Raw genomic sequence first — 21,117 nt, forward strand, 5'->3', positions numbered from 1 at the left:
CCCAGGCCACCCCGGGCATCCGGCGCTGACGAAGCCGTCCGAAGCACGTCGTCATGTCGACCGTCCCGCGGAGGCGTTTTCGTGCCCTTCCGCAGTACCGATGCGCGGCCTGTCCCGGGAGGGAGAACCCTGGCGCGCCGGTCGTCGGCGGCCTCTCGGCGGATCAGACCGTGAACTCCCGGATCACCACGTTCCGGAACACCGCCTGCCCGTCGATCGTGAACAGCGCCAGTGCGGTGTCGGACGGGTCGGGGAAGGCCTCGGTCGAGTGCACGTACCGGCCGTCGCCGACGAACATCTCGACGGATGTCCGGTCGACGAGGATCCGCAGGCGGACCGTGCCGGCGGACAGGTCGAAGGGCGTGCGGCTCTCCTGCCAGCGGCCGGAGGTGTCGGGGCTGATGGTGTAACCGCGGTTGACGAAGGCGTAGTTGCCGTAGACCCCCGCGTCAATGTGCCGCCCACCGTCCGACGACCGTCGCAACTGGAGCCCGGCACCGGACAGTTGGGCCCAGGTGATGTCACAGGTCAGCTCGTACGCGGTACCCGTGTAGCCGAGCAGTCGCGTGCCGTCGACCGTGATGTCGCCGAGGTTCACCGTGCGCGACACGTGGTTGTCCAGGGCCGCCACCGGCTGGGACGCCAGGTAGTAGGTACCCGACGACGCCTGCTGCAGCCGTACTTCGCGGACGATCGAGTCGGTGCCGTTGAAGCCGTCGCAGGCCATCGTGGGCGTGGTGGTCGCGTAGTCCCAGTGGTTCAGCCAGCCGATCGCGTACCGTGCGGCCGGGTCGAGGACCCCGTTCGCGTCACGTCTTTCGAAGGTGACCGCCGCGTACCAGTCCCAGCCGTGGTCCAGCCACTGGGGATCGGACGCGTCGGCGGTGAAGGTCGTACCGTCGAAGGCACCCGTCCAGTACGCGAACGTGCTCGGCAGCCCGGAGCCCTTGGCGTTGGCGCTGACGCCCAGGACCCACTTCCAGGTCCCGTTCGCCGCCCTGATGCGGAACAGGTCGGGGCACTCCAGGACGCCGATGCCGCCCTTGATGAAGCCGCCGACGTACGTCCACGCCTTGAGGTCGGTGGAGTGGTAGAAGCCCACTTTGTCGTTCTCGGCGAGCGCCATCACCCACCGCCCGCGCTCCTCGTCGCGGATCACCTTGGGGTCACGGAAGTCCCGTACACCGGGGTTGGCGAGGACCGGGGCGGTGCCGTGATTCGTGAAGGTGCGGCCGTTGTCCGTCGAGTAGTACAGGTACTGGGCCTGGGTGACCTCGTCGGGAGCCATGGTGGCGATGACGATCACCGCGCCCGCGCCGAAGCCCGCCGTGTCGTCCGTGTCGACCACCGCCGAGCCGGACCAGACATCGCCGTTGGACGTCGTGTCCTTCGGCACGGCGATGCCCCGGTCGGTGAAGGAGACGAGGTCGGTGCTGGTGGCCAGGCGCCAGGCGGTGCCGGCCGTCGTGCCGCCCGTCGAGTAGTCGGGGTTGTAGAGGTAGTAGTAGCGGTACTCGCCGTTGATCCAGACCGGGCGCTGCGGGTCGTTCATCCACTGGTCGGGGACCGTGAAGTGGTACTCGGCGCGGTAGCTGCCCGTGCACGCGGCCGTCGCCTCGTCGGGCACCGCCACCGCGGGTCCCATGAGGCCCGGCAGCAGAGTGCCGGCGGCGCCGGCGGCCGAGGCCGTCAGCACCGACCGCCTGGACAGAATCCCCCTTGGGTCCGGCAGGCCCGGCAGGCCCGACGGACGACCTGGCGAACTCCTCTTCATGCCACGCATCGTGCGGCTCCCTTCCCCGACATCGTCGTCGGGACGCGGCTCATTCTGACCGGAACCGTAGACCTAACTCGTTAAAGGTCAAGCCATCGCGCACAGTCCGTTCACGTAACTTCCCATCCGAACACATCCCTTGACAGAGCCGTAGCGGGGTTCTCATCATCGTGGAATCAACCTCGGCTAACACGAGTTAGGCTCCCCGATGACCGACTCGCTCCTCTCCCGACGGGCCCTGATGCGCTACGGCGCGTACGGCGCCGGAGCCGCCGCTCTGGCCGGTGTCGCGACCGAATGGGACCGCCTCACCGCCGCCGACATCCCCGGCCGCGACGACGGCTCGCTCGTCATCGCCACCCTGGGCTCCGCCTTCAACCCCGAGGCGCAACGCGCGCTGCGCGACGGATTCCGCGAGGTACACCCCGACATCAAAATCCGTATCAACCCCGTGCAGGCCTACGACTGGTCGGACTTCTTCTCCAAGATCCTCACCCAGATCGCCGCGGGCACGGCACCCGACCTCGTGTACGTCGCCACCGAGGGCGTGCAGCTCTTCGCCCAGCGGCTCGGCGTACCCCTGGACCGGTGGGCGAAGCGGGACGCGGCCGAGCTGCGCTCGTACTTCGCCGACGTCCATCCCTCGCTGGTCGAGTCGATGATGTACGAGGGGAGCCTCCACCAGCTGCCGGTCGAGTTCAACGCGGCCGACATGTACCTCAACAGCCAGGTCCTCGAACGCGCGGGCGCCGAACTCCCCGACGACGACTGGACCCACGACGACTTCACGGCGCTGCTGCGCGCGATGAAACGCAGCAACGGCGACCGGTTCACCCCGTACTTCTGGACCAACAGGCTGTGGGGTGGAGTGGTCCCCTGGCTCTTCGCCAACGGCACCAACCTCCTCACCGAGTCCAAGGCCCCCGGCGGTAACTGGCTCTGGAACTCCTTCTATCCCGAGGCGGAGCGGCGCGGCCGGGGCGGCGGCTACCGGTGGACGACACCCCTGGCGGACTCCGACCGGGTCGCGGAGGTCTACGACTACCTCTCCTCCCTCATCCAGGACGACCTGTGCACCCGGCCCGAGGGCGGTGACGGCCGCAACCTCGTCGGCGTCTTCTCCACCGGCCGCGTCGGTGTCACCCCTGCGGGCGGGTTCTGGGCCGGCGGCCTGCACGAGGCGGGCATGAAACCGGGCGACTACGACGTCCGGTACTTCCCCCGCTGGCGCACACGGCGTCACCAGTTCGGCGCCGCCGGGTACGCGATGCTGCGCACGTCGAAGATGCGGGACGAGGCCTGGGAGTTCATCAAGTACACCGCCCGCAAGGACGTGATGACCCAGCTCTTCGCAGCCAACCAGACCACTCCGGCCCGCCGTTCCATGGTCGACGCGGCCCGCTACCGGGAGACAGGACCGGCCCACTGGCAGGTCTTCTACGACACCCTCGACAAGATTCCCACCACCGGCCCGATCCCGGCCCCGCCGCAGGTCAACGAGGTCGAGCAGCTGCTGATCAAGCACACCGGAACCGCCCTCGCGAGCCCCGGTGCGGTGCGTCCCGCGCTGCGCCGGCTGCAGGGGGACCTGGAGAAGGCCATGGAGCGTGAGCTGTGACGAACACCGAGATCAGGCCCGCGGGTCCGGAGCCCGCCCGCACCCGCAGGAACCGCAGGACGGGGCAGACCGGTAAGGCATCCGAGTCCACGGCAGCCACCACCATCCGAGCCCGGGGCACCCGCCTCCTGGCTGTACTGTTCCTCGCGCCCACCGTCGTCGGCATCGTCGTCTTCACGGTCGTACCGATCGTCGGCTCGGTGGTCCTCAGCCTCTTCCAGTGGGACGTGATCGACGACCCGCGGTGGGCCGGATCGGCCAACTACCGGGAGATCCTGACCGATTCGACGGTCCTCGTCTCCTTCCGCAACACGCTCGTCTTCATGGTGCTCGCGGTCGCACTCCAGTTGCTGATCGCGCTCGTGCTGGCGATCGTGGTGAACGGCCGGATGCCCAAGTGGCTGCGGTCCGTGTTCCGTTCGGCGTTCTTCTTCCCGCTGGTGCTGTCCGCCGCGTCCATCTCGGTGGTGATGAAGTACCTGTTCAACCAGGACTTCGGCCCGGTGAACTGGCTCCTGGGCACGGTCGGTATCCCCTCGGTCCCCTGGCTGACCTCGGAGAACGGGGCGATGGCGGCCGTGGTCCTGGCGTACGTCTGGCAGCAGTTCGGCTTCTCGTTCCTGCTGTTCGTCGGCGGCTTGAACAACATCCCGCAAGAGGTGCACGAGGCGGCTTCGCTGGACGGCGCGAGCGGGGTGCGCAAACACCTCGCCATCACCCTGCCGCTGCTGTCGCCCACGCTGCTTGTGGCGTCCGTGGTCGGCATCATCAACGCCCTCCAGGTCTTCGAGCAGCCGTACGTCCTCACGGCGGGCGGCCCCGGCGACTCGACGCGCACGGTCGTGATGGTCATCTACGAGACGGCCTTCGAGCAGCTCCGCTTCGGTGAGGCGTCCGCCGTGGGTGTCCTGCTGTTCGTCCTGATCATGGCGGTCACCGCACTCCAGTTCCGGCTCAGCCGGCGTTACGTCCACTACCAGTGAGCCGGGTGAGTCCTATGAGTACGAGTTCGCTTACGAGCCCCACCGCGTCACGCGTACGGCACGGTCTGGCGCCCTGGGGCCGGATCGCGGGCCTGGCGCTGTGCGCCCTGTTGACGCTCGGCCCGGTCATCTGGACGGTGTCGACGTCACTGCGCACACCGGCGGAGTCCTTCGACCTGCCGCCGAAGATCATCCCCACGCACCCCACCCTCGACGCCTACCGCGGGGTCTTCGACCAGATCGACGTCTGGCTGTACGCGCTGAACTCCACCCTGGTGACCGGGCTGATCGCGGTCGGCCAGATGATCACCGCGGGCCTGGCGGGCTATGCCTTCGCCCGTCTCGAATTCCGCTTCAAGAAGGCGCTGTTCGCGCTGGTGCTGGCCACGATGATGGTGCCGTTGCAGGTCACGATGGTCCCGGTCTTCCTGGAACTGAAGACGATGGGGCTGACCGACACCCTGCTCGGCCTCATCGTCCCGGCCTTCCCGACGGCCTTCGGCACCTTCCTGATGCGCCAGTACTTCATGGGCATGCCGAAGGATCTGGGCGAGGCGGCGATGATCGACGGCGCGGGTCCCTGGCGTGTCTTCCGGTCGGTGTACGCCCCGTTGGCGGCTCCCGGTCTCGCCATCGTCGGCGTGCTGGCCTTCAACTACCACTGGAACGAGTTCTTCCGGCCGCTGATCCTGGAGACCTCCACCGAGAACCTCACGCTGCCCCTGGGGCTGGTCTCCCTCCAGGGCAATCTCGGCACCGGCTCGATCTCCGTCGTCCTGGCCGGAGTTGTCCTCTCCATGATCCCCGCCGTCCTCGTGTTCGTCGTCGGCCAGCGCCCTCTGCGTGAGGGCATCACATCCGCAGGAGTCAATCGTTGAGTTCCGTGAGCCGGTCGACCGACGTCAACTGCCCGCGTTTCAGGGTCCGCCCGCCGGCCAACTGGATGAACGACCCGAACGGCCCGTTCCGTTGGGGCGGTCGCTACCACCTCTTCTACCAGCACAACCCCGACGCCCCCGTCCATGCGAACGTCCACTGGGGCCACGCCTCCAGCCCCGACCTCGCCCACTGGGACGACCACGGGATCGCCCTGCGCCCGACGCCCGACGGCCCGGACGAGGCGGGCTGCTGGTCCGGCTGCGTGGTGGACGACGGTGGCGTACCAACGGCGGTGTACTCCGGGATCGACCACAACCACCAGGGCCTGAGCACGATCTGCCTCGCCGTGGCCGAGGACGACGACCTCCGGACGTGGAAGCAACTGCCGGTCCCGGTGGTCGCCGGCCCACCCCCCGGCCTGGACGTGACGATGTTCCGGGACCCGTTCGTCTTCCGCCACGCCGGACGCCGCTGGGCCCTGATGGGCGCCGGCCACGCCGACGGCACCCCGTCCGTCCTGGTGTACGACTGTGAGGACCTGTACGACTGGCGGTTCGCCGGGGTCCTGCTGGACGGTCGGGACGCGGCGGCGGTCCGTGCCTTCGGTTCGCGGTCGATCGGCTGGGAGTGCCCTCAGCTGTGGGAGACCCCGGGGGGCGACCGGGTGCTGGCGGTGGCCCTGTGGGACGGCGACCCGCTGAGCACGGCGTATCTGACGGGACGTCTGATCCAGTTGCAGGAAGGGGAGTTGAGGTTCGCGGCAGGCGGGGCCGGCGGCCCGCTGGACCTCGGCCGTGACTTCTACGCCCCCTCCGTCCTCCAGGACACGGAGTCCGGCCGCGCCCTGCTCTGGGGCTGGTCCTGGGAGTCCCGCCCGCCCGAGGAGGCGGCCCGCGCGGGCTGGTCCGGCGTCCTCACGGCACCCCGGGTGATGGACACCCACGAGGACGGCACGTTACGGGTCGTACCGGCTCCGGAGCTCGAACTCCTGCGAGCTGCCGTCCCGTTCACGGCCGCCCCCGGATCGCACCGGCCACTCCCCCTCGCCTACGACCTGCTGGTGACCGCCCGTTCAGCGGCGACGTTGAGTCTGCTGCGGGCGGCGTCCGGGGCCGAACTGACCGTGCGGCTCGACCCGGTGTCCGGCACGGTGACCCTGGACCGCACGGCCTGGCCACGCGACCGCCCGGACGGCTCGGCCCCCCTGGTCCTGCCGACCACGCCGGGCGAGACCCTCACCGTACGGATCCTGGTGGACGGCTCCCTGCTGGAACTGTTCGCAGGCGACCGGACGACGGCCACGGAACGGGTGTACCAACGGGCCGACGACACAGCGGAGTTGGCGGTGTCCGGGACGGACGTCGAGGTCACGGGCTGGGAGCTGGTCCCACCGAACCCCGCGTGACGACGGGGCACTCCAGCCGCCGGGTGGTGACGGGCGGCGCGATCCCGCTGTCGATGGCGTCCAGGAGCAGACGGGCGGCCGTCTCCCCCATCGCGCGATGGGGCAGAGCGATCGTGGTGAGGGGCGGGCTGAGGAAGGCGGCCATGTGCTCCTGGTCGTCGTAGCCGACGACGGACAGCTCGGCGGGCACGTCGAGGCCCAGGCGCGCGGCGGCATGGAGGACACCGGCGGCGACCCGGTCGTTGTAGCAGACGATGCCCGTGGGCCGCCGGTCGGCGGGAACACCGTCCAACAGCCGCAGCGCGCCCTCGTACCCGGCGGAGATCTCCCCTCCCGTCCGCACGACCCAGTCCTTCTCGGCCGTCAGCCCCACCGCCCGCAGCGCGTCCCGGAAACCACGCAGCCGCTCCGCGCTCGCGATGTCCTCCAGGCCTCCCACCAGGGCGATACGACGATGCCCCGCGTCAAGCAGGACTCTGGCAGCGCTGCGGCCACCGGCCCGCTCGGCGGGGATGACGGCCGGGAGGGAGCCGTCCTCGGGGAGACAGTTGGCGAACACGGCGAACGTGCCGTGCAGCCCTTCCGGGACTCGTGCGCGGCGGAGCGACAGCGCGGCGTAGATGATCCCGTCGACCCTGCGGTCGAGCAGTTCGGCGACGGCCGCGTCCTCGGCGCGAGGGTCCTGCCCGGAGTCGACGGTGAGCACCAGATGCTCACTGCCCCACGCCATGTCCATGGCCCCGCGCAGCAGCCGCCCGGCGAACGGCGAGGTGGCGATCTCGTCCGTGACCAGCCCGATCACGGCGGTACGACGCGTGCGCAGGCCACGGGCGACGGCGTTCGGCCGGTAGCCGAGCTGTGCGGCGGCCTTGCGGATCTTCTCCTGTGTCTCGGCGGAGAGGTTGCCCTGGGCACGCCCGTTGAAGACGAAGGACACGGCCGTGTGCGACACCCCGGCAAGTCGGGCGACGTCCCGCGAGGTCGCCCGCTCAGCCCCGCCGCCCCGCGCCTTCTCGACCCCGCCCATGCCTCGTCCCCGCCGACATCGCCTGATCAGCCAAGCCTACCCGCGGGAGATGCCGCGGAGCCTGCCGCCGCCGCGGACCGGGAGATTCCGGCGCCCTGACTCAGTCGGTGTGAGCCGGCGTGTGCAGCACCCGGTCGTGGCCCGCCCCGCGGACCGGGCCGGTGAGGCGGAGGGCGCCGGTGCAGGGCGCTCATCAGCACCGGCACACCGGTCGGACCGAGACCGGCCTTCTCGTCGAGCAGGTCGGCCGCGGTCTCGCCGACCGTCGTACACAGCACCTTGACGACCCGGAAGAAGACGGTGACTTCGGGCACCTTGTTCCAGCCCGGTCGGCGACCGGAGGGCGAGACCTGTGTGTCGGCCTCCGACGGCCCGGGCGTCTGTGAGGTCTCGTACGTCGTGAGGCCCGACCGTGCCGCGGGACACCTGAACGCATCCTGACTGCCGTGCGTCATCGGCTGTCCCATCCGCCTCACCCGAGCACTATGAGCGACATGACGACTCGTGATCACGGCTCCTGCATAGCGGCGTTCCGCCCCGTCCCCCACGCCGCCATGAAGGAAGGCCGCCTTGAACCGTCCGACTGCCTCCCCACCGCCTGCCGACCCGGTGACGGCCTGGCTGCGCCGTCGGCTCGGCCGGGCTGTCGTGCTGTCCTACGTCGCCGCCCTCCTCCTGCCCGCCCCCGGCCTGTGGCTGCGTCGCGACCACACCGTGCCGATCGGCACCGTCACCGGCCTGCCTGTGAGCACCGCCCCGCTGCTGCTGGCCCTGGTGCTCTTCTCCGCCGGGCTCCAGGTACCCGTCCGCGAACTGGGCCGGCTGCTCCGCAAGCCGACCACCCTGCTGGCCGGGATGGTCCTCCACCTCGTGATCCCGCTCCTGGTCATCCCTGTCGTCGCGTTCGGACTGCACCGCACCCCGGACAGCGACGGCGGCAGCGGCCTGATCGCCGCGATGATCCTGATCGTGGCGATGCCCGTGGCCGCCGGAGCCACCGTATGGACCGGCAAGGGTGACGGCGACCAACCCACCATGGTGGGGCTCGTCCTCGTCTCCACGCTCCTCAGCCCGCTCACCATCCCGCTGGTCATCACCACGTTGGTGCCGCTCCTCGACGACGGCTACGCGGACACGCTCGCAACGACCGGCCGCACGGCCAACGGCGCCTTCGCCCTCGTCACCGTGGTCCTCCCCTGTGCCGTCGGCATCCTGTTCCGACTCGCGCTGCCGACGGCGTGGCTCAGCCGGGCTTTGCGCGTGATCGTGCCCGTGGCGCTGGCCGGATCGCTCGTCCTGACCTATGTGAACGCCAGTGGTGCCCTGGGCTCGTTCCTCACCCACCCACGCCCCCTCCTGTTCGCCGCTGCACTGGCCGTGGCTGCGCTCGTCTGCCTGTTGTCCTTCCTGTTGGGCCGGACCGCCGCGCGGCTCCTGCATCTGGACGGCCCCGCCTCCTCCTCGCTGACGCTCGCCTGCGGCATGAACAACAGCAGCGCAGGCGCGGTCCTGATCACCGCCACGCTGCCCGACAAACCCCACCTGCTCCTGCCGGTGCTCGCCTACGGGCTGCTGCAGAAGACAGCCGCGAGCCGGGTCGTGCGGACAGTGGGCCGTCGGCACCCGCCCTGCCCTGCGTCACCGTGAACACCGCGGACAGGCTCGATGAACAAGAACGTCCGCTCAGTGCGTGATGCGGTAGCGGTGCTCGGGGCGGCCGGTGGCCCCGTAGCGGAGTTCGAGCCGGACCATGCCCTCCCTGACCAGGTAGGAGAGATAACGCTGAGCCGTGGCGCGAGAGACGCCGGTGCGTTCGGCGGCCTCCGCAGCCGACAGGGCGTCGTGCGCGCCGCGCAGGGTCTGGTGCAGCAGGGCAAGCGTCGGCGCGGAGTGCCCCTTCGCCGGGACGCGGGGCACGGCCGGCGGCCGGGCGGCGCTGAACAGGGCGTCCACGTCGGCCTGGTCGGTCTCGGGGACCGTGCCCAGAGCGTCCATACGGTGCTGGAGCTCCCGGTAGGCGGTGAGCCGCTCGGCGAGGTCGGGCGCGCCGAAGGGCTTGACCAGGTATCCGACGGCGCCGAGCTTCATCGCGATCCGTACCGAGGTGATGTCCCGGTCGGCGGTGATCATGATGGCGTCGGGGCGGTCGCCGCCCTCGTCGCCGCTCAGCCTGCGCAGCACGTCCAGTCCGCTGCCGTCCGGCAGGAAGATGTCGAGCAGCAGCAGGTCGGGGTGGAGGTCGCGCACCGCGGCCAGTGCCTGGGCCACCGTCGCCGCCTGGCCGACCACCTCGAAGTCCTTGACGCGGGACACGTAGTCGCAGTGGATGCGGCTCACCCGGAAGTCGTCGTCCACCACCAGGGTCCGGATCACCAGCGATCACCTCCTGCGACGCCGTTCAGTACCGGTGAAGCCGTCGTGAACAGGGCGCCCCGTGGGCCTGGCGCGGCATCGGGCACCGGCAGCGTCACGGTGAAGACGGCGCCGGGCCCTGCACTGACGGCGATCGTGCCACCGTGCCGCTGCACCAGTCTGTGGACGAGCGCGAGGCCGAGGCCCCGTCGGGCGGTGCCGCGGTCCGGGCGGGTCGACCAGCCGTCCTCGAAGATGGACTCGGCGGTGTCCGGCGGGATGCCGGGGCCGGTGTCGGCCACCTCCACCCGCACTGCGTCGACGGCCTCGATCAGCGACAGACGGACCTCGGCACCGCCTGACGGCACCGGTCCGGTCGCGGACGCGTCGATCGCGTTGTCCAGCAGGTTGCCGATGATGGTCAGCAGCCGAGGCAGATGCGGCGGGTCCTCGCCGAGGGCGGAGTCCTCGCTGAGGACGATCCGCACTCCGCGTTCCGCGGCCACCGTGGTCTTGGCGACGATCAGTCCCACGAGCAGCGGGTTGCCGATCCGTTCCCGTACGGATTCGGTCAGCGCCGGCTCGGCGCCGGCCGTGTCGACGGCGAACTCGTAGGCGGCATCGTGGTCGCCGATGTCCAGCAGCCCGGCCACCGTGTGCATACGGTTGGTGAACTCGTGCTGCTGTGCACGCAGCGCGTCCGTCAGCCCGCGCACGGAGTCCAGCTCGCGCAACAGACCGACCATCTCGGTGCGGTCGCGCACGGTGACCACGGCACCCAGCTCCCGTCCGTGCAAGGCGACCGGCATCCGGTTGACGACCAGGCAGTGGTCGTCGGTGAGCACGCTGATGTCGCCGCCCGCCAGGGTGCCGTCCAGGGCGCGGCGCAGCCGCCCGTCGGGCAGGACCTCCGCGAGCGTGCTGCCGAGCGCGGTGCCGAGTCCTAGCAGGTCCCGGGCCTCGTCGTTGACCAGCGTGATCCTGCCGTCCGGGTCGAAGGCGACGACTCCCTCGCGGATTCCGTGCAGCATCGCCTCCCGGTCCTGCAGCAGCCCGGCGATCTCCTCCAGTTCCAGCCCGAACGTCGTCCGCTTGAGCCGTCTGGCCAGCAAGAACGCGGCCGTCGAGCCGAGCGCGACGGCGATGGCGCTGTACAGGCCGAAGGTGGGCAGCTCACGCCACAGCTCACCCAGCACATAGTGCTCGGGGATCCCCGCGGACACCTCGCCGACCATCTTGCCGGTGGGCCCGTACAGCGGGGCCTTGCCGTTGGCGGAACGCCCCGTCGCACCCTGGTCGGTTCCGACGTGCGTCCTGCCGTCCAGCACCACGATCCGGTCCCCCGTCGGTTCACCGACCAGCGCCGGGTCGGGGTGCGAGTGGCGGATGCCGCGCAGGTCGAGCACGACCACGTACGACGCGCCCGACGCCTTCCGGATCCGCTCGGCCACCGTCTGCACCACGTCGCCACCGCCCCCGTACTGCATGGCGTGGCGGATCTGCGGTTCCGCGGCCGTGGTCTCGGCGATGGCCAGGGCCCGCTTCTCGTAGGCACGGTCGATCTCGCCTCGCTGCGCGAAGGCGAACAGCACGAAGCCGATCACCCCGGTCAGCCCCAGGATGATCAGCTGGTTGGCCAGAATCCGCGCGGAGAGCCGCCCCTTCCCACCGCGGCCGATCGGGATACGGATGCGTGTCACGGGTGTCTCTGCCTGTCGTGCGGGGCCCGGGCGCGGCCCCTGCGCCGTACCCGTGGTGGCGTGATTGTGCCCCCGTGACCGGCCTTCTGCCCACCCCCGGCCGGCTGAGCAGAACGAGCAAAAGCATGGCTAACACGGCTAACGCGAGATACGGATGAAACAGCGACGTAACACCCGCAGGCCTCTAGCGTCTGCCTTCCTCGACCTCCGAGGTCAGGAAGGAGACAGCCTCAGATGCCTTCGCGAAACGATGCCGCGGTGAGCCCGGCCGCCGACAAAGTCGGCCAGGACAGCGCGCGAGTCGAGATTTCCGGACTCACCAAAAGATTTCTCACTCCCGCGGGTGAGGTGTTCACGGCGCTGCAGGACGTGTCGTTCACCGTGGAGCCCGGCCAGTTCTGCGCCGTGGTGGGCCCGACCGGCTGCGGGAAGTCCACGACGCTCGGCATGGTGTCCGGGCTCGACCGGCCCAGCGAGGGCTCGGTCAAGGTCGGCGGCCGTGAGGTGAACGGCGTCACCGACGGCGTCAGTTTCATGTTCCAGGCCGACGCGCTGCTGCCCTGGAAGACCGTCCTCGGCAACGTGCTGATGGGCCCGGTCTTCCGCCGGGTGCCCAGGCAGCAGGCCCAGGCCTCGGCTCGCGACTGGCTGCGCCGGGTGGGGCTGACGGGCTTCGAGGACCGCTACCCGCACCAGCTGTCCGGCGGCATGCGCAAGCGCGTGGCGATGGCCGCGGCGCTGATCAACGAACCCCGGATCCTGATCATGGACGAGCCGTTCGGCGCCCTGGACGTGCAGACCAAGGCGATCATGTCGACCGAGCTGCTCGGTCTGTGGGAGCAGATCCGTCCGTCGGTCATCTTCATCACCCACGACCTCGACGAGGCAGTGGCACTCGCCGACCGGGTCGTCGTCATGACGTCCAGCCCCGGCTCGGTCAAGGCGGTCTTCGACATCGACCTGCCCCGCCCGCGCGGCTCGGTCCAGGAGATCCGTTTCCAGCCACGGTTCATCGAACTCCAGCACCAGATCTGGGACTCGCTGCGCGAGGAGGTGGAGCGCGCCTACGCACGCACCGCAGGAGGTACGGCATGAGCACGACGTCCGCTGTTTCGCCCGCTCCCGTCAAGGCCATGGCGCACGGCTCGGGCGCGTCCGCCGCCAAGCGCGCTGTGCGGCGCCGCGTCGCCCTGGTGTGGGCGGGCCGTATCGGCCTCGCGGTCCTCGTCATCGGCGGCTGGCAGGCCTTCACCACCTGGGGGATCGTCGACCCGTTCTTCTTCGGGCAGCCCTCCGGCATCGCCAAACGGCTGGTCGACCTCTTCCGGAACGGCACCGAGTTCGGATCCTTCTACGCCAACATCTGGACGACGATCCAGGAGGCGCTCGCCGGCTTCGCCCTCGGAGCCGTCACCGGCGTGGTCTTCGGTGTCGTCCTCGGCCAGAGCCGCTACCTCTCCGACGTGCTCGGCCCCTACATCAAGATGGTCAACGCGATCCCGCGGATCGTCCTCGGCTCGATCTTCATCGTCGCGTTCGGCATCGGCGTACTGCCGAAGATCCTGCTCGCCGCGGTACTGGTGTTCTTCATCGTCTTCTTCAACGCCTTCCAGGGCGTGCGTGAGGTCGACCTCAACATCCTCGCCAACGCCAAGGTGCTCGGCGCCTCGCAGGCGCAGATCACCCGGCACGTCGTCGTGCCGTCCGCCCTCACCTGGATCATCGCGAGCCTGCACAGCGCATTCGGTTTCGCCATCGTCGGCGCGCTGGTCGGCGAGGTGCTCGGCGCGCAGAGCGGCCTGGGCCTGGTCATCAAGACCGCGCAGAACAACTTCGACCCCAACGGTGTGTTCGCCACGATGCTCGTCATCTCGGTCATCGTGCTCGGCGCCGAGTGGCTCATCAGCAAGCTCGAACGCCGGCTGCTGTCCTGGCGCCCGCCGGCCCCCTCCGAGGCGTCGAACGCCCTCTGACCCCCTCTCTCCCCTCCTCTGTTCCACCTCAGCAAAGGAATGTGGCCAGCCATGTCCAGACGACCCGTCGCCGTCGCCGCGTCTCTCCTCACCGTCCTCGCCCTCGGTGCGGTCAGCGCCTGCTCGGGCAACTCCAGCGCCAGTACCACGAGCGGCGGTTCCGGCGGCACGCCGACCGTGAAGCTCATGGCCGGCGGACTCGACAAGCAGATCTACCTCCCGTACCAGCTCGCGCAGCAGCTGGGCTTCTACAAGAAGTACGGCGTCAACGTCGAGCTCAGCACCGAGCAGGACGGTGGGGTCGGCGCTGAGGAGGCCATGGCCTCGGGGCAGGTGGACATGGCCGGCGCCTGGTACAACCACACCATCGAGTTCCAGGCGAAGGGCAAAGCCGTCGAGGACGTGGTCCAGCTCTCCGGTGCGCCGGGCGAGCGCGAGATGTGCACCAAGAAGTCGGGCGTCACCTCGGGCGCCGACTTCAAGGGCAAGACCCTCGGTGTCACCGACCTGGGCTCGGGAACCGACACCCTCACCCAGTTCCTGGCCGCCAAGAAGGGCATCAAGACCAGCCAGTTCCACCGGATCGCGGTCGGCGCGGGCTCCACCGCCATCGCCGCGCTGCAGAACGGGAAGGTCGACTGCGTCATGACGACGCAGCCGACGGTCGCCGCGATCCAGAAGAAGGGCGTCGGTACCTCCGCGATCGACCTGGCCACCACGCAGGGTGCCACGGCGGCGATGGGCGGCGCCTATCCCGCGGCCAGTGTGCTCGCCCGCACCGACTGGGTGAACTCGCACAAGGACACCGTGCAGAAAGTCGTCGACGCGCTCGTCGCCACCATGCACTGGATCAACACCCACAGCGCGTCCGACATCGCGAACAAACTGCCAACATCGTTCGTGTCGAACCAACTGGTGACCAAGGACGACTACATCCAGGCCCTCACCGAGGACAAGGGTCAGTTCCTCCCGGACGGCATCATGCCGGCCGGCGGTCCGAAGACCTCCCTGGCGACGGAGAAACTGGTCGGCAACGTGACGGGATCGGTGGACCTCAGCAAGACGTTCACCAACGACTTCGCCCTCCAGGCCAACAAGACCGAGGGCCTCAAGACCACCACGACCCCGGCAGGACCGACCGGCTGAACTCCCACCCGGCACGGGGCCGCCCAGGTGACATCCACCTGGGCGGCCCCGCCGTCATGGCACGACCTGCCTACGGCGTCCTCGGTCACGATCGCCGAGCGGTCGTCATCCCGGGGTTTTCGTAACCCCCGAAACGAGCGAGGTCGGCTGATCTGTCACTCCCTCGTCGCCGACCACGCGCCGGACGGGTCAGCGGACCGGCAGCGCTGTGGTGTGCTCCTCGCGCACGGCCTGCAATGAGCGGGGGTTCAGACCGAGCAGGCTCAGGATCGTCGGTGCGATCTGCTTGGTCTGCACGCTCGCGGAGTCGCGCACGCCGTCCGGAACCGAGGCGCCGGACACGACCAACGGGACGTCGAGGTCGTCAGCGTGGGCGCCGCCGTACTCGGCGATCTTCTTGGTGCCGCCGGTGTAGACGACGCCGTACTGCGCGAGGCCGAAGATGTCCGGGACACGGGCGTCACCGGCTTCGACGTGGAAGTATCGGGCCGCGGCGCTCCCGGCGTAGACCTTGCCGAGCCCGCTGCGCGTGAAGGCCTTGGGTGCGGCGTTGATGTCGGTCCCGGTGCCGCTCTGCGCCAGCAGGTACCTCTTGGCGAACTCGGTGGCGGCCGGTGAGCGGTCGGTCAGCCAGAGCAGCATCGCGTCGTCGTCCACGGAGTGCGCGACCAGTTCGCCGGCGGCGGGATGGAGTTTCTTCCAGGCGGCGTTGAGGCCGTCCAGCAGCGGGCCGTCGTCGATCCGGGTGAGCGCGGCGGGGTCGGTGGGCGACTGACCGTGCTTGGCGGACAGGATGACCGTGGTGCTGTCGGCGAGGTGCCGCTTGGCGATCTCAGAAGTCAGGGCACCGATTTCCGCATTGACGAAGTCAAGGTTCTTCGCCAGCAGCGGTCCTGGCACGTTCTTGGCGGTGTAGCCGCCTTGGAGGCCGTCGGAGGCGGGCAGCTTCTGCGCGGTGGAGACCGACTGGAAGTTGAGGCCGAAGATCGCCGGGGTGCCGACCTTGTGGGCGCGGCTGTGGTCGTAGCCGTCGATCTCGTTGAGGACGGCCTTCACCTTGTAGCCGTCGTACTGCTCGGTGGCCTGGTTGTCCTTGGTCCAGTCGTCGCCGGCCGGGTAGCCGAGGGCGTCGCTGTTGATCTCCGGCGTGAACAGGTCCTGGATGCCGGTGCCCGAGGGCCCGTTGAGGATTTCGTAGGCCGCGTGCTTGTCGGACCACGCGGTGCGCAGACCCGCGCTGCGGGCCACCTCGAAGACGGTGTTCACCTTGAGATAGGAGTGCGGGTAGACCGGCTTGCAGGTCTTGGGGTCGACCGGCAGCTTGGAGGCATCGATCAGGCTCGCCGGGTTGCCCGTCATCGACAGGATGCTGTCCGGCAGGCCGGTGAGTCCCTGACCGGCGTCGATGGATGCCTGGTTCTTGTCCAGGTCCTCCGTGAGGTCCACCTCGACACCGGGCTTGACGGCCTTGCAGCTGGTGGTCCCGGCGGGCAGGAGCGCCGCGTTGTAGGTGTCGTCGTAGTAGACGCCGGTGGTGCCGGGGCCGCCCCCGGTCGCCTGGGCGACCATGCCGGGGAAGGAGTCGGACGGCGTGGTGGTCTTGGCGTGGGTGTACTCCACACCGCCGCCGACCAGCCGCGCCAGCGCGGAGGTCGGGTGCCGGGAGACGTACCAGGCCAGGTCCGACTGGTGCAGTCCGTCGACCGAGATCAGCAGGACGTGCTTGGCGGGGGCCTGGTGGTGGGAGGCGGCGAACGCCGAGGGCTGGACGGCAGTCACGCCGGTCAGGGCTCCGGCAGCAGCGAAAACGGCTGCGAGTCTGACATGGCTTCTGGACATCTGTGCATCTCCCGGCTCTTTGGGGCGATGTGCGAGGGCCCGGCCCATCAGAGGCGCGCCTTGCGTACCGGAAACGGCGCATGTGTGAACGCACACGGAAGAAGCGGTCGTGTCTTCATCAAGCAGGTCTGCGTTTCTTCAAGGCCGAGGGACGTCCACAGACCCGGCGAGCAGCCCGGCCTGTTCACCACCCCGCCCAAAAGCTGCCAGGCCTGCCTCCTCCCCGCCCGCACCACGCCTTTGGGACCCCTCGCGTCGATGGTCACCCATCATTCCGGTCACCTGACAAGGGAGAGGGGCAACGAGCGCCGCCACCCGCTCAGAGCGCCGAACGGCGGGCCAGCAACCCCAGGACCAGCAGGCCCGGTGCCATCGGCAGCCATCCGGTGAGCAGGCGGTAGCCGATGACCGCCGAGATCGCCGTCTGCCCCGGTGCTCCGGCGGCCGTGAGCGCGAAGGCGAGCGCGGCGTCCAGCGACCCCAGTCCACCGGGCGTGGGAAGCAGGGCCGCCGCCCCGCTGGCAACGAGGTACGCCATCACCACATGGCTCGTGGGCAACGCGAGGCCGAGCGCGTGGACCACGGCCACGACCACGCCCGCGTGCAGCAACGCGAACGCGACCGAGCCGCCCCACAGCGCGCAGGCCCGCCCTCGGGAGCGATGCACCTCCCGCACGTCGGTCACGGCCCGCCCCACCACCCGCCTGAGCCGACCGCTGGCCACCACCGCCAGCACGACGGTCACCACCGCCACCGGCGCCAGGACCAGCACGTGGGGGACGCGTGCCGACAGCGGGACCGCGCCCGGTGATGCCACCAGCAGGACGACGCCCAGCACGCACCGGACGATCCCGCCGGCAGCGGCCTTCACGGCCAGCGCGGTCGCCGAGCGCCTGGTGGACAGGCCGCACCGCGTCAGGAACCGCAGGTTGACCAAACTCGCCCCCGCCCCTGCGGGCAGGATGTGGTTGGCGGCGCAGGCCGCGAACTGAGCGGCCACCAGCCGTCCCTTGGGCAGCCGCTCGACGACCGCCCCCTGCTGCGCCACAGCCGCGCACACCCACGTGGCGAGAGTGGCGAAGCAGGCGAGGACCAGCCATTCCCCGTCGGCGGCGGCCAGTTGGTCGGTACCGCTGTCGAGGGTGGCCCGGTGCGCCGCGAGCATGCCGCAGGCGAGGACGAGCACCGCGAGGGTGACGCCCAGCTGGACGTAGTGGCGCCTGCCCGCGGCCACGGTCACGCTGTCGGACACGGTCACCACGGTCACCGCCCCTGCCGGACGAAGGGAGCGACGTAGGCGTGGAGAACGCCGGCCCGCTCCATGGACCAGGTGCGCGCGTAGGCGGGCGGACGGTCGCCGGGCTGGGCGAGGACGGCGACGGCGGTCCGGTGGGCGGTCCGGGCCAGTGCGGCCGCGGTGGTGCTGGTGTCGTGACCGTCGGTCTGTGCCGAGCCGCAATCGGTGTAGAAGGCGATGGGCACGGCCTCGTAGCCGCTGAGCAGGCATGGTGGCCGCACGCCGAGAGTGTGGAGGGCTGAGGCGGTGCGGGACCAGTTGTCACGGTTGGCGGCGGAACTGCGCAGAGTGTGTTCCAGGACGACGTACTGCACGGCCAGATGAGCCGCCAGGCAGGCCGCGACGAGGCTCACGGCGACGGTGCGCGCGCTCCCCCGAGTCGGGGCGCCGACCAGGTGAGCGAGGCCATGGGCGACGGGGAGGGCGAGCAGGGCGTAGGCGGGCAGCAGGAAGCGGGGGGCCGCGTAGCCGATGAGGAACAGGTAGGGGACGGCGGCCGTGATCGCGCAGGCCAGCGGCAGCAGGACGGGCTGGGCGCGGCGGGCGCGGACGGCGGTGAGCGCGCCGAGCGCGGCGAGGACGGGCAGCGCGAACCACCACAGGGTCACCACCGGGCTGGGGGCCGATCCGGTGCAGGGACGGCACAGGGTGCGCCCGCCGAGACTGTGCACCTGGTCGACGACCGCCAGGTGCCATCCGAGGCCGCCCTGGATGCGGGAGGCGTCGGAGAGGCGTTGCGCGAGGCCGCCGTAGCTCAGGTACGCCTCGATCACCCACTCACCGGCACCGGCCAGCAGACCGGCGGCCAGTACGGCAAGGAGGCGGGGGCGGCGCAGGGCAAGGGCGAGCAGGGGAAGCACCACGTACACGGCGTCCATCGGGCGCATCCACGCCATCAGTGCCACGCCCGCGAACACGCCCCACCAGGCTGCCCGGTCCCTCGCGTTCGCGCGGACGCGCAGGAAGCAGCCGACGCAGGCCAGGGCGCCGACGGCGACCCAGTAGTTGGGCATGGCCTGCGGGCCGTAGAACAGGGTCACCCACAACGAGGCGAACAGCGCACCCGCCAGCGCCAGGACGCGCGGCATGACGTGGGCTCGCCAGATGCGCAGGGCCCAGTAGAGGCCCAGGCCGGAGAGGACCGCCAGGTAGACCCTGAGAAGGGCGGTGGAGTCGGACCACGACGCGATCGGCGCGGCAAGCAGAGAGATGCCGCGGGCGCGGGGCGCGCTGAAGAAGGCGGCGGGAACCTGGCCGCTGACCTGGCTGACGTAGACCGTCTCGTCCCAGCCGAGACCAAGATCCGGTCGTACGAGGACGAGCTGGGCGAGCGTGAAAGCCCCCGCGACCGCCGCGAGCCAAGGTTCGCCCCACCGGCGCCGAGGCCGGGCCGTCCGCAGCGGGAAGCCGGTGCGAGAGGCACCGGTCATCGTCACGTTCGAGCCGTCGGCCATCCCGCACCTTTCGTCGTCGCGCGCCCCGGAATCATGTTCTCCTACATTTCGTAGGAGGCCGCTTCACCGTACGGCTCGTCGGTTGGAGACGGGTGAGAAGAAGTCGTCTCCCTCGCCCCTGTCCAAGGTGAGGGGATGGCGGGCCGCGGCCCACGCGAGGGGCCGGAACGGCGTAGTGCCGACGAGCTCGAGCGACCTCCGCCGTCCTCGCCGAGAAGTTCCATTGGGAGGTCGTTCGGCCCCAACCCGGCCCAACGAACGACTCCCGACCACGGTGGTGGCTCGCTGTGAGACACAGGGCGGTCGGAGCCGTCAACACCGGCTTCGACCGCCCCGACGGAGATCGCGGGGATGGGCCGGCCTGTCAGCCCATGTCCGTCAGGAGGGCGTTCAGTTCCTTCTCCTGCTGCGCGGGCGGCATGGGCGGGTTCGAGTGGTCGATGCCGAAGGTCCCCAGCACCTTGTCCATCTGGGCGTCGATGGAGGTCCACCCGGTCTGGTCCAGCGGCTGCAGCGAGGCCTGGTCGGCATCCCACAGGTCACGCAGCGACTGTGCGGCCGTGTGCGCACCCTTCGCGTTCCCGGAGCGGGCGTCCTTGAGCGAGGTGGAGGCGAGGGTCTTCAGGGCGGTGACCTTGGCGGGCGGGAACTTCTTCACGGCCTCGCCGGGGGCCATCTGAACGGCGGAGGTGTTGTCGGCCTCCGGCGCCGGGCCGGTGTGTGGCTGGCCGTGGGCCCAGACCAGCAGACCCGTGGTGGCGACGGCGAGCAGTCCGAAGCCGGCCAGACCGACGCGCTCCTTCCGCACATCACCGGTGACGTGGCCGGCGTGGGCGGCCTCGTAGGTCTCGGTCACGTCCGGGCGCGTCACCGTCAGGTAGACCACGGTCGCCAGGATCAGGCCGAGGAAGATCAGGCTGGTGGTGAAGGTGCCCAGCGCGAGGCCGGTCGGCTCGCCCGGCTGAGCGACCTTCGGGGAGGCGAGCCAGTCGCCGATGTTCGCGCCCAGGGGGCGGGTCAGGATGTAGGCGAGCCAGAAGGACAGCACCGGGTTCGCGCCGAACTTCCACAGCAGCGTGATCGCCGCGATGAGGCCGAGCGGCAGCAGCACCGAGGCGCCCGGGCTCCAGCCGGTGAGCTCGAGCGTCCAGTCGCCGGTCGCGGTACCGAGCGCGAAGGTGACGAGAACGGCGAGCCAGTAGAACGACTCGCGCGGAAGCGTGGTGACCGAGTGGATCGACAGCGTGCGCTCGCGCAGCCACCACACGCCGAAGACCACCGCGAGCAGCACCGAGAAGACCGCGGAGCTGATCCACAGCGGCACGTTGAGCTGGTCGGTGAGAATGTCGGTGTACAGGGTCCCCGTGACGCTGACAACGACCACGGTCAGCCAGTAGGGGAACGGGACGTACCGCTTCAGCCGCAGCTGGACGGCCAGGACCACCACGAACACCCCGGTGAAGATCCAGGCCGTGTTCACCAGGCCGACGCCCAGCTTCATGTTGATCCAGTCGGCGAAGCTCTCACCCACAGTGGTGCACAGGATCTTGATCACCCAGAACCAGATGGTGACCTCGGGGACCTTGTTGAGCATGAGGCGCCCGCTGCGCGTGTGCGCTTCCGTTGTCGTTGTCATGCGGCCAGGTTCACGCGGGGAACCTGCAAGCAAC

Annotated in this window: 16 protein-coding genes and 1 pseudogene; 8 read left to right on the forward strand and 9 right to left on the reverse strand. The window is 70.0% G+C overall.

Annotated features, from left to right (window positions below; translation table 11 throughout):
* Nucleotides 1-163: 163 nt before the first annotated feature.
* Nucleotides 164-1,645, reverse strand: coding sequence for a glycoside hydrolase family 32 protein (locus OHT57_RS15950; RefSeq protein WP_443053615.1), 1,482 nt, complete (start codon nucleotides 1,643-1,645; stop codon nucleotides 164-166).
* Between the two features lie 337 nt (nucleotides 1,646-1,982).
* Between OHT57_RS15950 and OHT57_RS15955 the strand changes: the two genes are divergently transcribed.
* The 4 genes from OHT57_RS15955 to OHT57_RS15970 are packed head-to-tail and all read left to right on the forward strand — an operon-like array spanning nucleotide 1,983 to nucleotide 6,659.
* Nucleotides 1,983-3,392, forward strand: coding sequence for an extracellular solute-binding protein (locus OHT57_RS15955; protein WP_328747077.1), 1,410 nt, complete (start codon nucleotides 1,983-1,985; stop codon nucleotides 3,390-3,392).
* Complete coding sequence (locus OHT57_RS15960) at nucleotides 3,389-4,375, forward strand: carbohydrate ABC transporter permease (RefSeq protein ID WP_328747078.1); 987 nt, start codon at nucleotides 3,389-3,391, stop codon at nucleotides 4,373-4,375. Before OHT57_RS15955 ends, OHT57_RS15960 begins: the two co-directional genes overlap by 4 nt.
* Before the next feature lie 14 nt (nucleotides 4,376-4,389).
* A complete protein-coding gene (locus OHT57_RS15965; RefSeq protein WP_328747079.1) occupies nucleotides 4,390-5,253 on the forward strand; it encodes a carbohydrate ABC transporter permease in 864 nt (287 codons plus the stop codon).
* Nucleotides 5,250-6,659 (forward strand): glycoside hydrolase family 32 protein, encoded by a 1,410-nt coding sequence (locus OHT57_RS15970; protein ID WP_443053450.1) that lies wholly within the window; start codon nucleotides 5,250-5,252, stop codon nucleotides 6,657-6,659. The genes OHT57_RS15965 and OHT57_RS15970 overlap by 4 nt, the downstream gene beginning before the upstream one ends.
* On the opposite strand, the gene OHT57_RS15975 is transcribed toward OHT57_RS15970, so the two are convergent.
* Together OHT57_RS15975 and OHT57_RS15980 are read right to left on the reverse strand one after the other, a co-directional pair.
* Nucleotides 6,622-7,686: a LacI family DNA-binding transcriptional regulator gene (locus tag OHT57_RS15975; RefSeq protein WP_328747080.1), complete on the reverse strand. Its 1,065-nt coding sequence runs from the start codon at nucleotides 7,684-7,686 to the stop codon at nucleotides 6,622-6,624. The two genes, OHT57_RS15970 and OHT57_RS15975, sit on opposite strands and share 38 nt — an antisense overlap.
* Before the next feature lie 182 nt (nucleotides 7,687-7,868).
* Nucleotides 7,869-8,141: pseudogene (locus OHT57_RS15980) on the reverse strand (hypothetical protein); the annotation flags it as partial.
* A gap of 115 nt (nucleotides 8,142-8,256) precedes the next feature.
* Between OHT57_RS15980 and OHT57_RS15985 the strand changes: the two are divergent.
* Nucleotides 8,257-9,333, forward strand: coding sequence for a sodium-dependent transporter (locus OHT57_RS15985; RefSeq protein ID WP_328747081.1), 1,077 nt, complete (start codon nucleotides 8,257-8,259; stop codon nucleotides 9,331-9,333).
* Between the two features lie 36 nt (nucleotides 9,334-9,369).
* On the opposite strand, the gene OHT57_RS15990 is transcribed toward OHT57_RS15985, so the two are convergent.
* Both OHT57_RS15990 and OHT57_RS15995 read right to left on the reverse strand, forming a co-directional pair.
* A complete protein-coding gene (locus OHT57_RS15990) occupies nucleotides 9,370-10,059 on the reverse strand; it encodes a response regulator (protein WP_328747082.1) in 690 nt (229 codons plus the stop codon).
* Nucleotides 10,056-11,738 carry a sensor histidine kinase gene (locus OHT57_RS15995; protein WP_328747083.1) on the reverse strand — a complete coding sequence of 561 codons (1,683 nt, stop codon included), beginning with the start codon at nucleotides 11,736-11,738 and terminating at the stop codon, nucleotides 10,056-10,058. The genes OHT57_RS15990 and OHT57_RS15995 overlap by 4 nt, the downstream gene beginning before the upstream one ends.
* 234 nt (nucleotides 11,739-11,972) lie before the next feature.
* Between OHT57_RS15995 and OHT57_RS16000 the strand changes: the two genes are divergently transcribed.
* Genes OHT57_RS16000 through OHT57_RS16010 form a run of 3 tightly spaced genes read left to right on the forward strand, consistent with a single transcriptional unit; the run spans nucleotide 11,973 to nucleotide 14,857 of the window.
* A complete protein-coding gene (locus OHT57_RS16000; protein WP_328747084.1) occupies nucleotides 11,973-12,833 on the forward strand; it encodes an ABC transporter ATP-binding protein in 861 nt (286 codons plus the stop codon).
* The gene (locus OHT57_RS16005; RefSeq protein WP_328747085.1) at nucleotides 12,830-13,711 is read left to right on the forward strand and encodes an ABC transporter permease; all 882 of its coding nucleotides are present in this window, start codon (nucleotides 12,830-12,832) and stop codon (nucleotides 13,709-13,711) included. The genes OHT57_RS16000 and OHT57_RS16005 overlap by 4 nt, the downstream gene beginning before the upstream one ends.
* Before the next feature lie 51 nt (nucleotides 13,712-13,762).
* A complete protein-coding gene (locus OHT57_RS16010; protein WP_328747086.1) occupies nucleotides 13,763-14,857 on the forward strand; it encodes an ABC transporter substrate-binding protein in 1,095 nt (364 codons plus the stop codon).
* A 189-nt stretch (nucleotides 14,858-15,046) separates the two neighbouring features.
* On the opposite strand, the gene OHT57_RS16015 is transcribed toward OHT57_RS16010, so the two are convergent.
* From OHT57_RS16015 to OHT57_RS16030, 4 genes are all read right to left on the reverse strand, one after another.
* Nucleotides 15,047-16,636 (reverse strand): alkaline phosphatase family protein, encoded by a 1,590-nt coding sequence (locus OHT57_RS16015; protein ID WP_328747087.1) that lies wholly within the window; start codon nucleotides 16,634-16,636, stop codon nucleotides 15,047-15,049.
* A 379-nt stretch (nucleotides 16,637-17,015) separates the two neighbouring features.
* Complete coding sequence (locus tag OHT57_RS16020) at nucleotides 17,016-17,954, reverse strand: lysylphosphatidylglycerol synthase transmembrane domain-containing protein (protein ID WP_443053616.1); 939 nt, start codon at nucleotides 17,952-17,954, stop codon at nucleotides 17,016-17,018.
* Nucleotides 17,955-17,959: 5 nt separating this feature from the next.
* Nucleotides 17,960-19,447 carry a hypothetical protein gene (locus OHT57_RS16025; RefSeq protein ID WP_328747089.1) on the reverse strand — a complete coding sequence of 496 codons (1,488 nt, stop codon included), beginning with the start codon at nucleotides 19,445-19,447 and terminating at the stop codon, nucleotides 17,960-17,962.
* A 364-nt stretch (nucleotides 19,448-19,811) separates the two neighbouring features.
* A complete protein-coding gene (locus OHT57_RS16030; protein WP_328747090.1) occupies nucleotides 19,812-21,083 on the reverse strand; it encodes a COG4705 family protein in 1,272 nt (423 codons plus the stop codon).
* Nucleotides 21,084-21,117: the final 34 nt, after the last annotated feature.

Origin of the sequence: Streptomyces sp. NBC_00285, assembly GCF_036174265.1 — a bacterium.
In the GTDB taxonomy this organism is placed as follows: Bacteria; Actinomycetota; Actinomycetes; order Streptomycetales; family Streptomycetaceae; genus Streptomyces.

Coding starts and splice junctions, on each gene's coding strand:
- OHT57_RS15950 (WP_443053615.1), bottom strand. CDS start 1,645: ATGGGACCCGCGGTGGCGGTGCCCGACGAGGCGACGGCCGCGTGCACG.
- OHT57_RS15955 (WP_328747077.1), top strand. CDS start 1,983: ATGACCGACTCGCTCCTCTCCCGACGGGCCCTGATGCGCTACGGCGCG.
- OHT57_RS15965 (WP_328747079.1), top strand. CDS start 4,390: ATGAGTACGAGTTCGCTTACGAGCCCCACCGCGTCACGCGTACGGCAC.
- OHT57_RS15975 (WP_328747080.1), bottom strand. CDS start 7,686: ATGGGCGGGGTCGAGAAGGCGCGGGGCGGCGGGGCTGAGCGGGCGACC.
- OHT57_RS16000 (WP_328747084.1), top strand. CDS start 11,973: ATGCCTTCGCGAAACGATGCCGCGGTGAGCCCGGCCGCCGACAAAGTC.
- OHT57_RS16005 (WP_328747085.1), top strand. CDS start 12,830: ATGAGCACGACGTCCGCTGTTTCGCCCGCTCCCGTCAAGGCCATGGCG.
- OHT57_RS16010 (WP_328747086.1), top strand. CDS start 13,763: ATGTCCAGACGACCCGTCGCCGTCGCCGCGTCTCTCCTCACCGTCCTC.
- OHT57_RS16025 (WP_328747089.1), bottom strand. CDS start 19,447: ATGGCCGACGGCTCGAACGTGACGATGACCGGTGCCTCTCGCACCGGC.
- OHT57_RS16030 (WP_328747090.1), bottom strand. CDS start 21,083: ATGACAACGACAACGGAAGCGCACACGCGCAGCGGGCGCCTCATGCTC.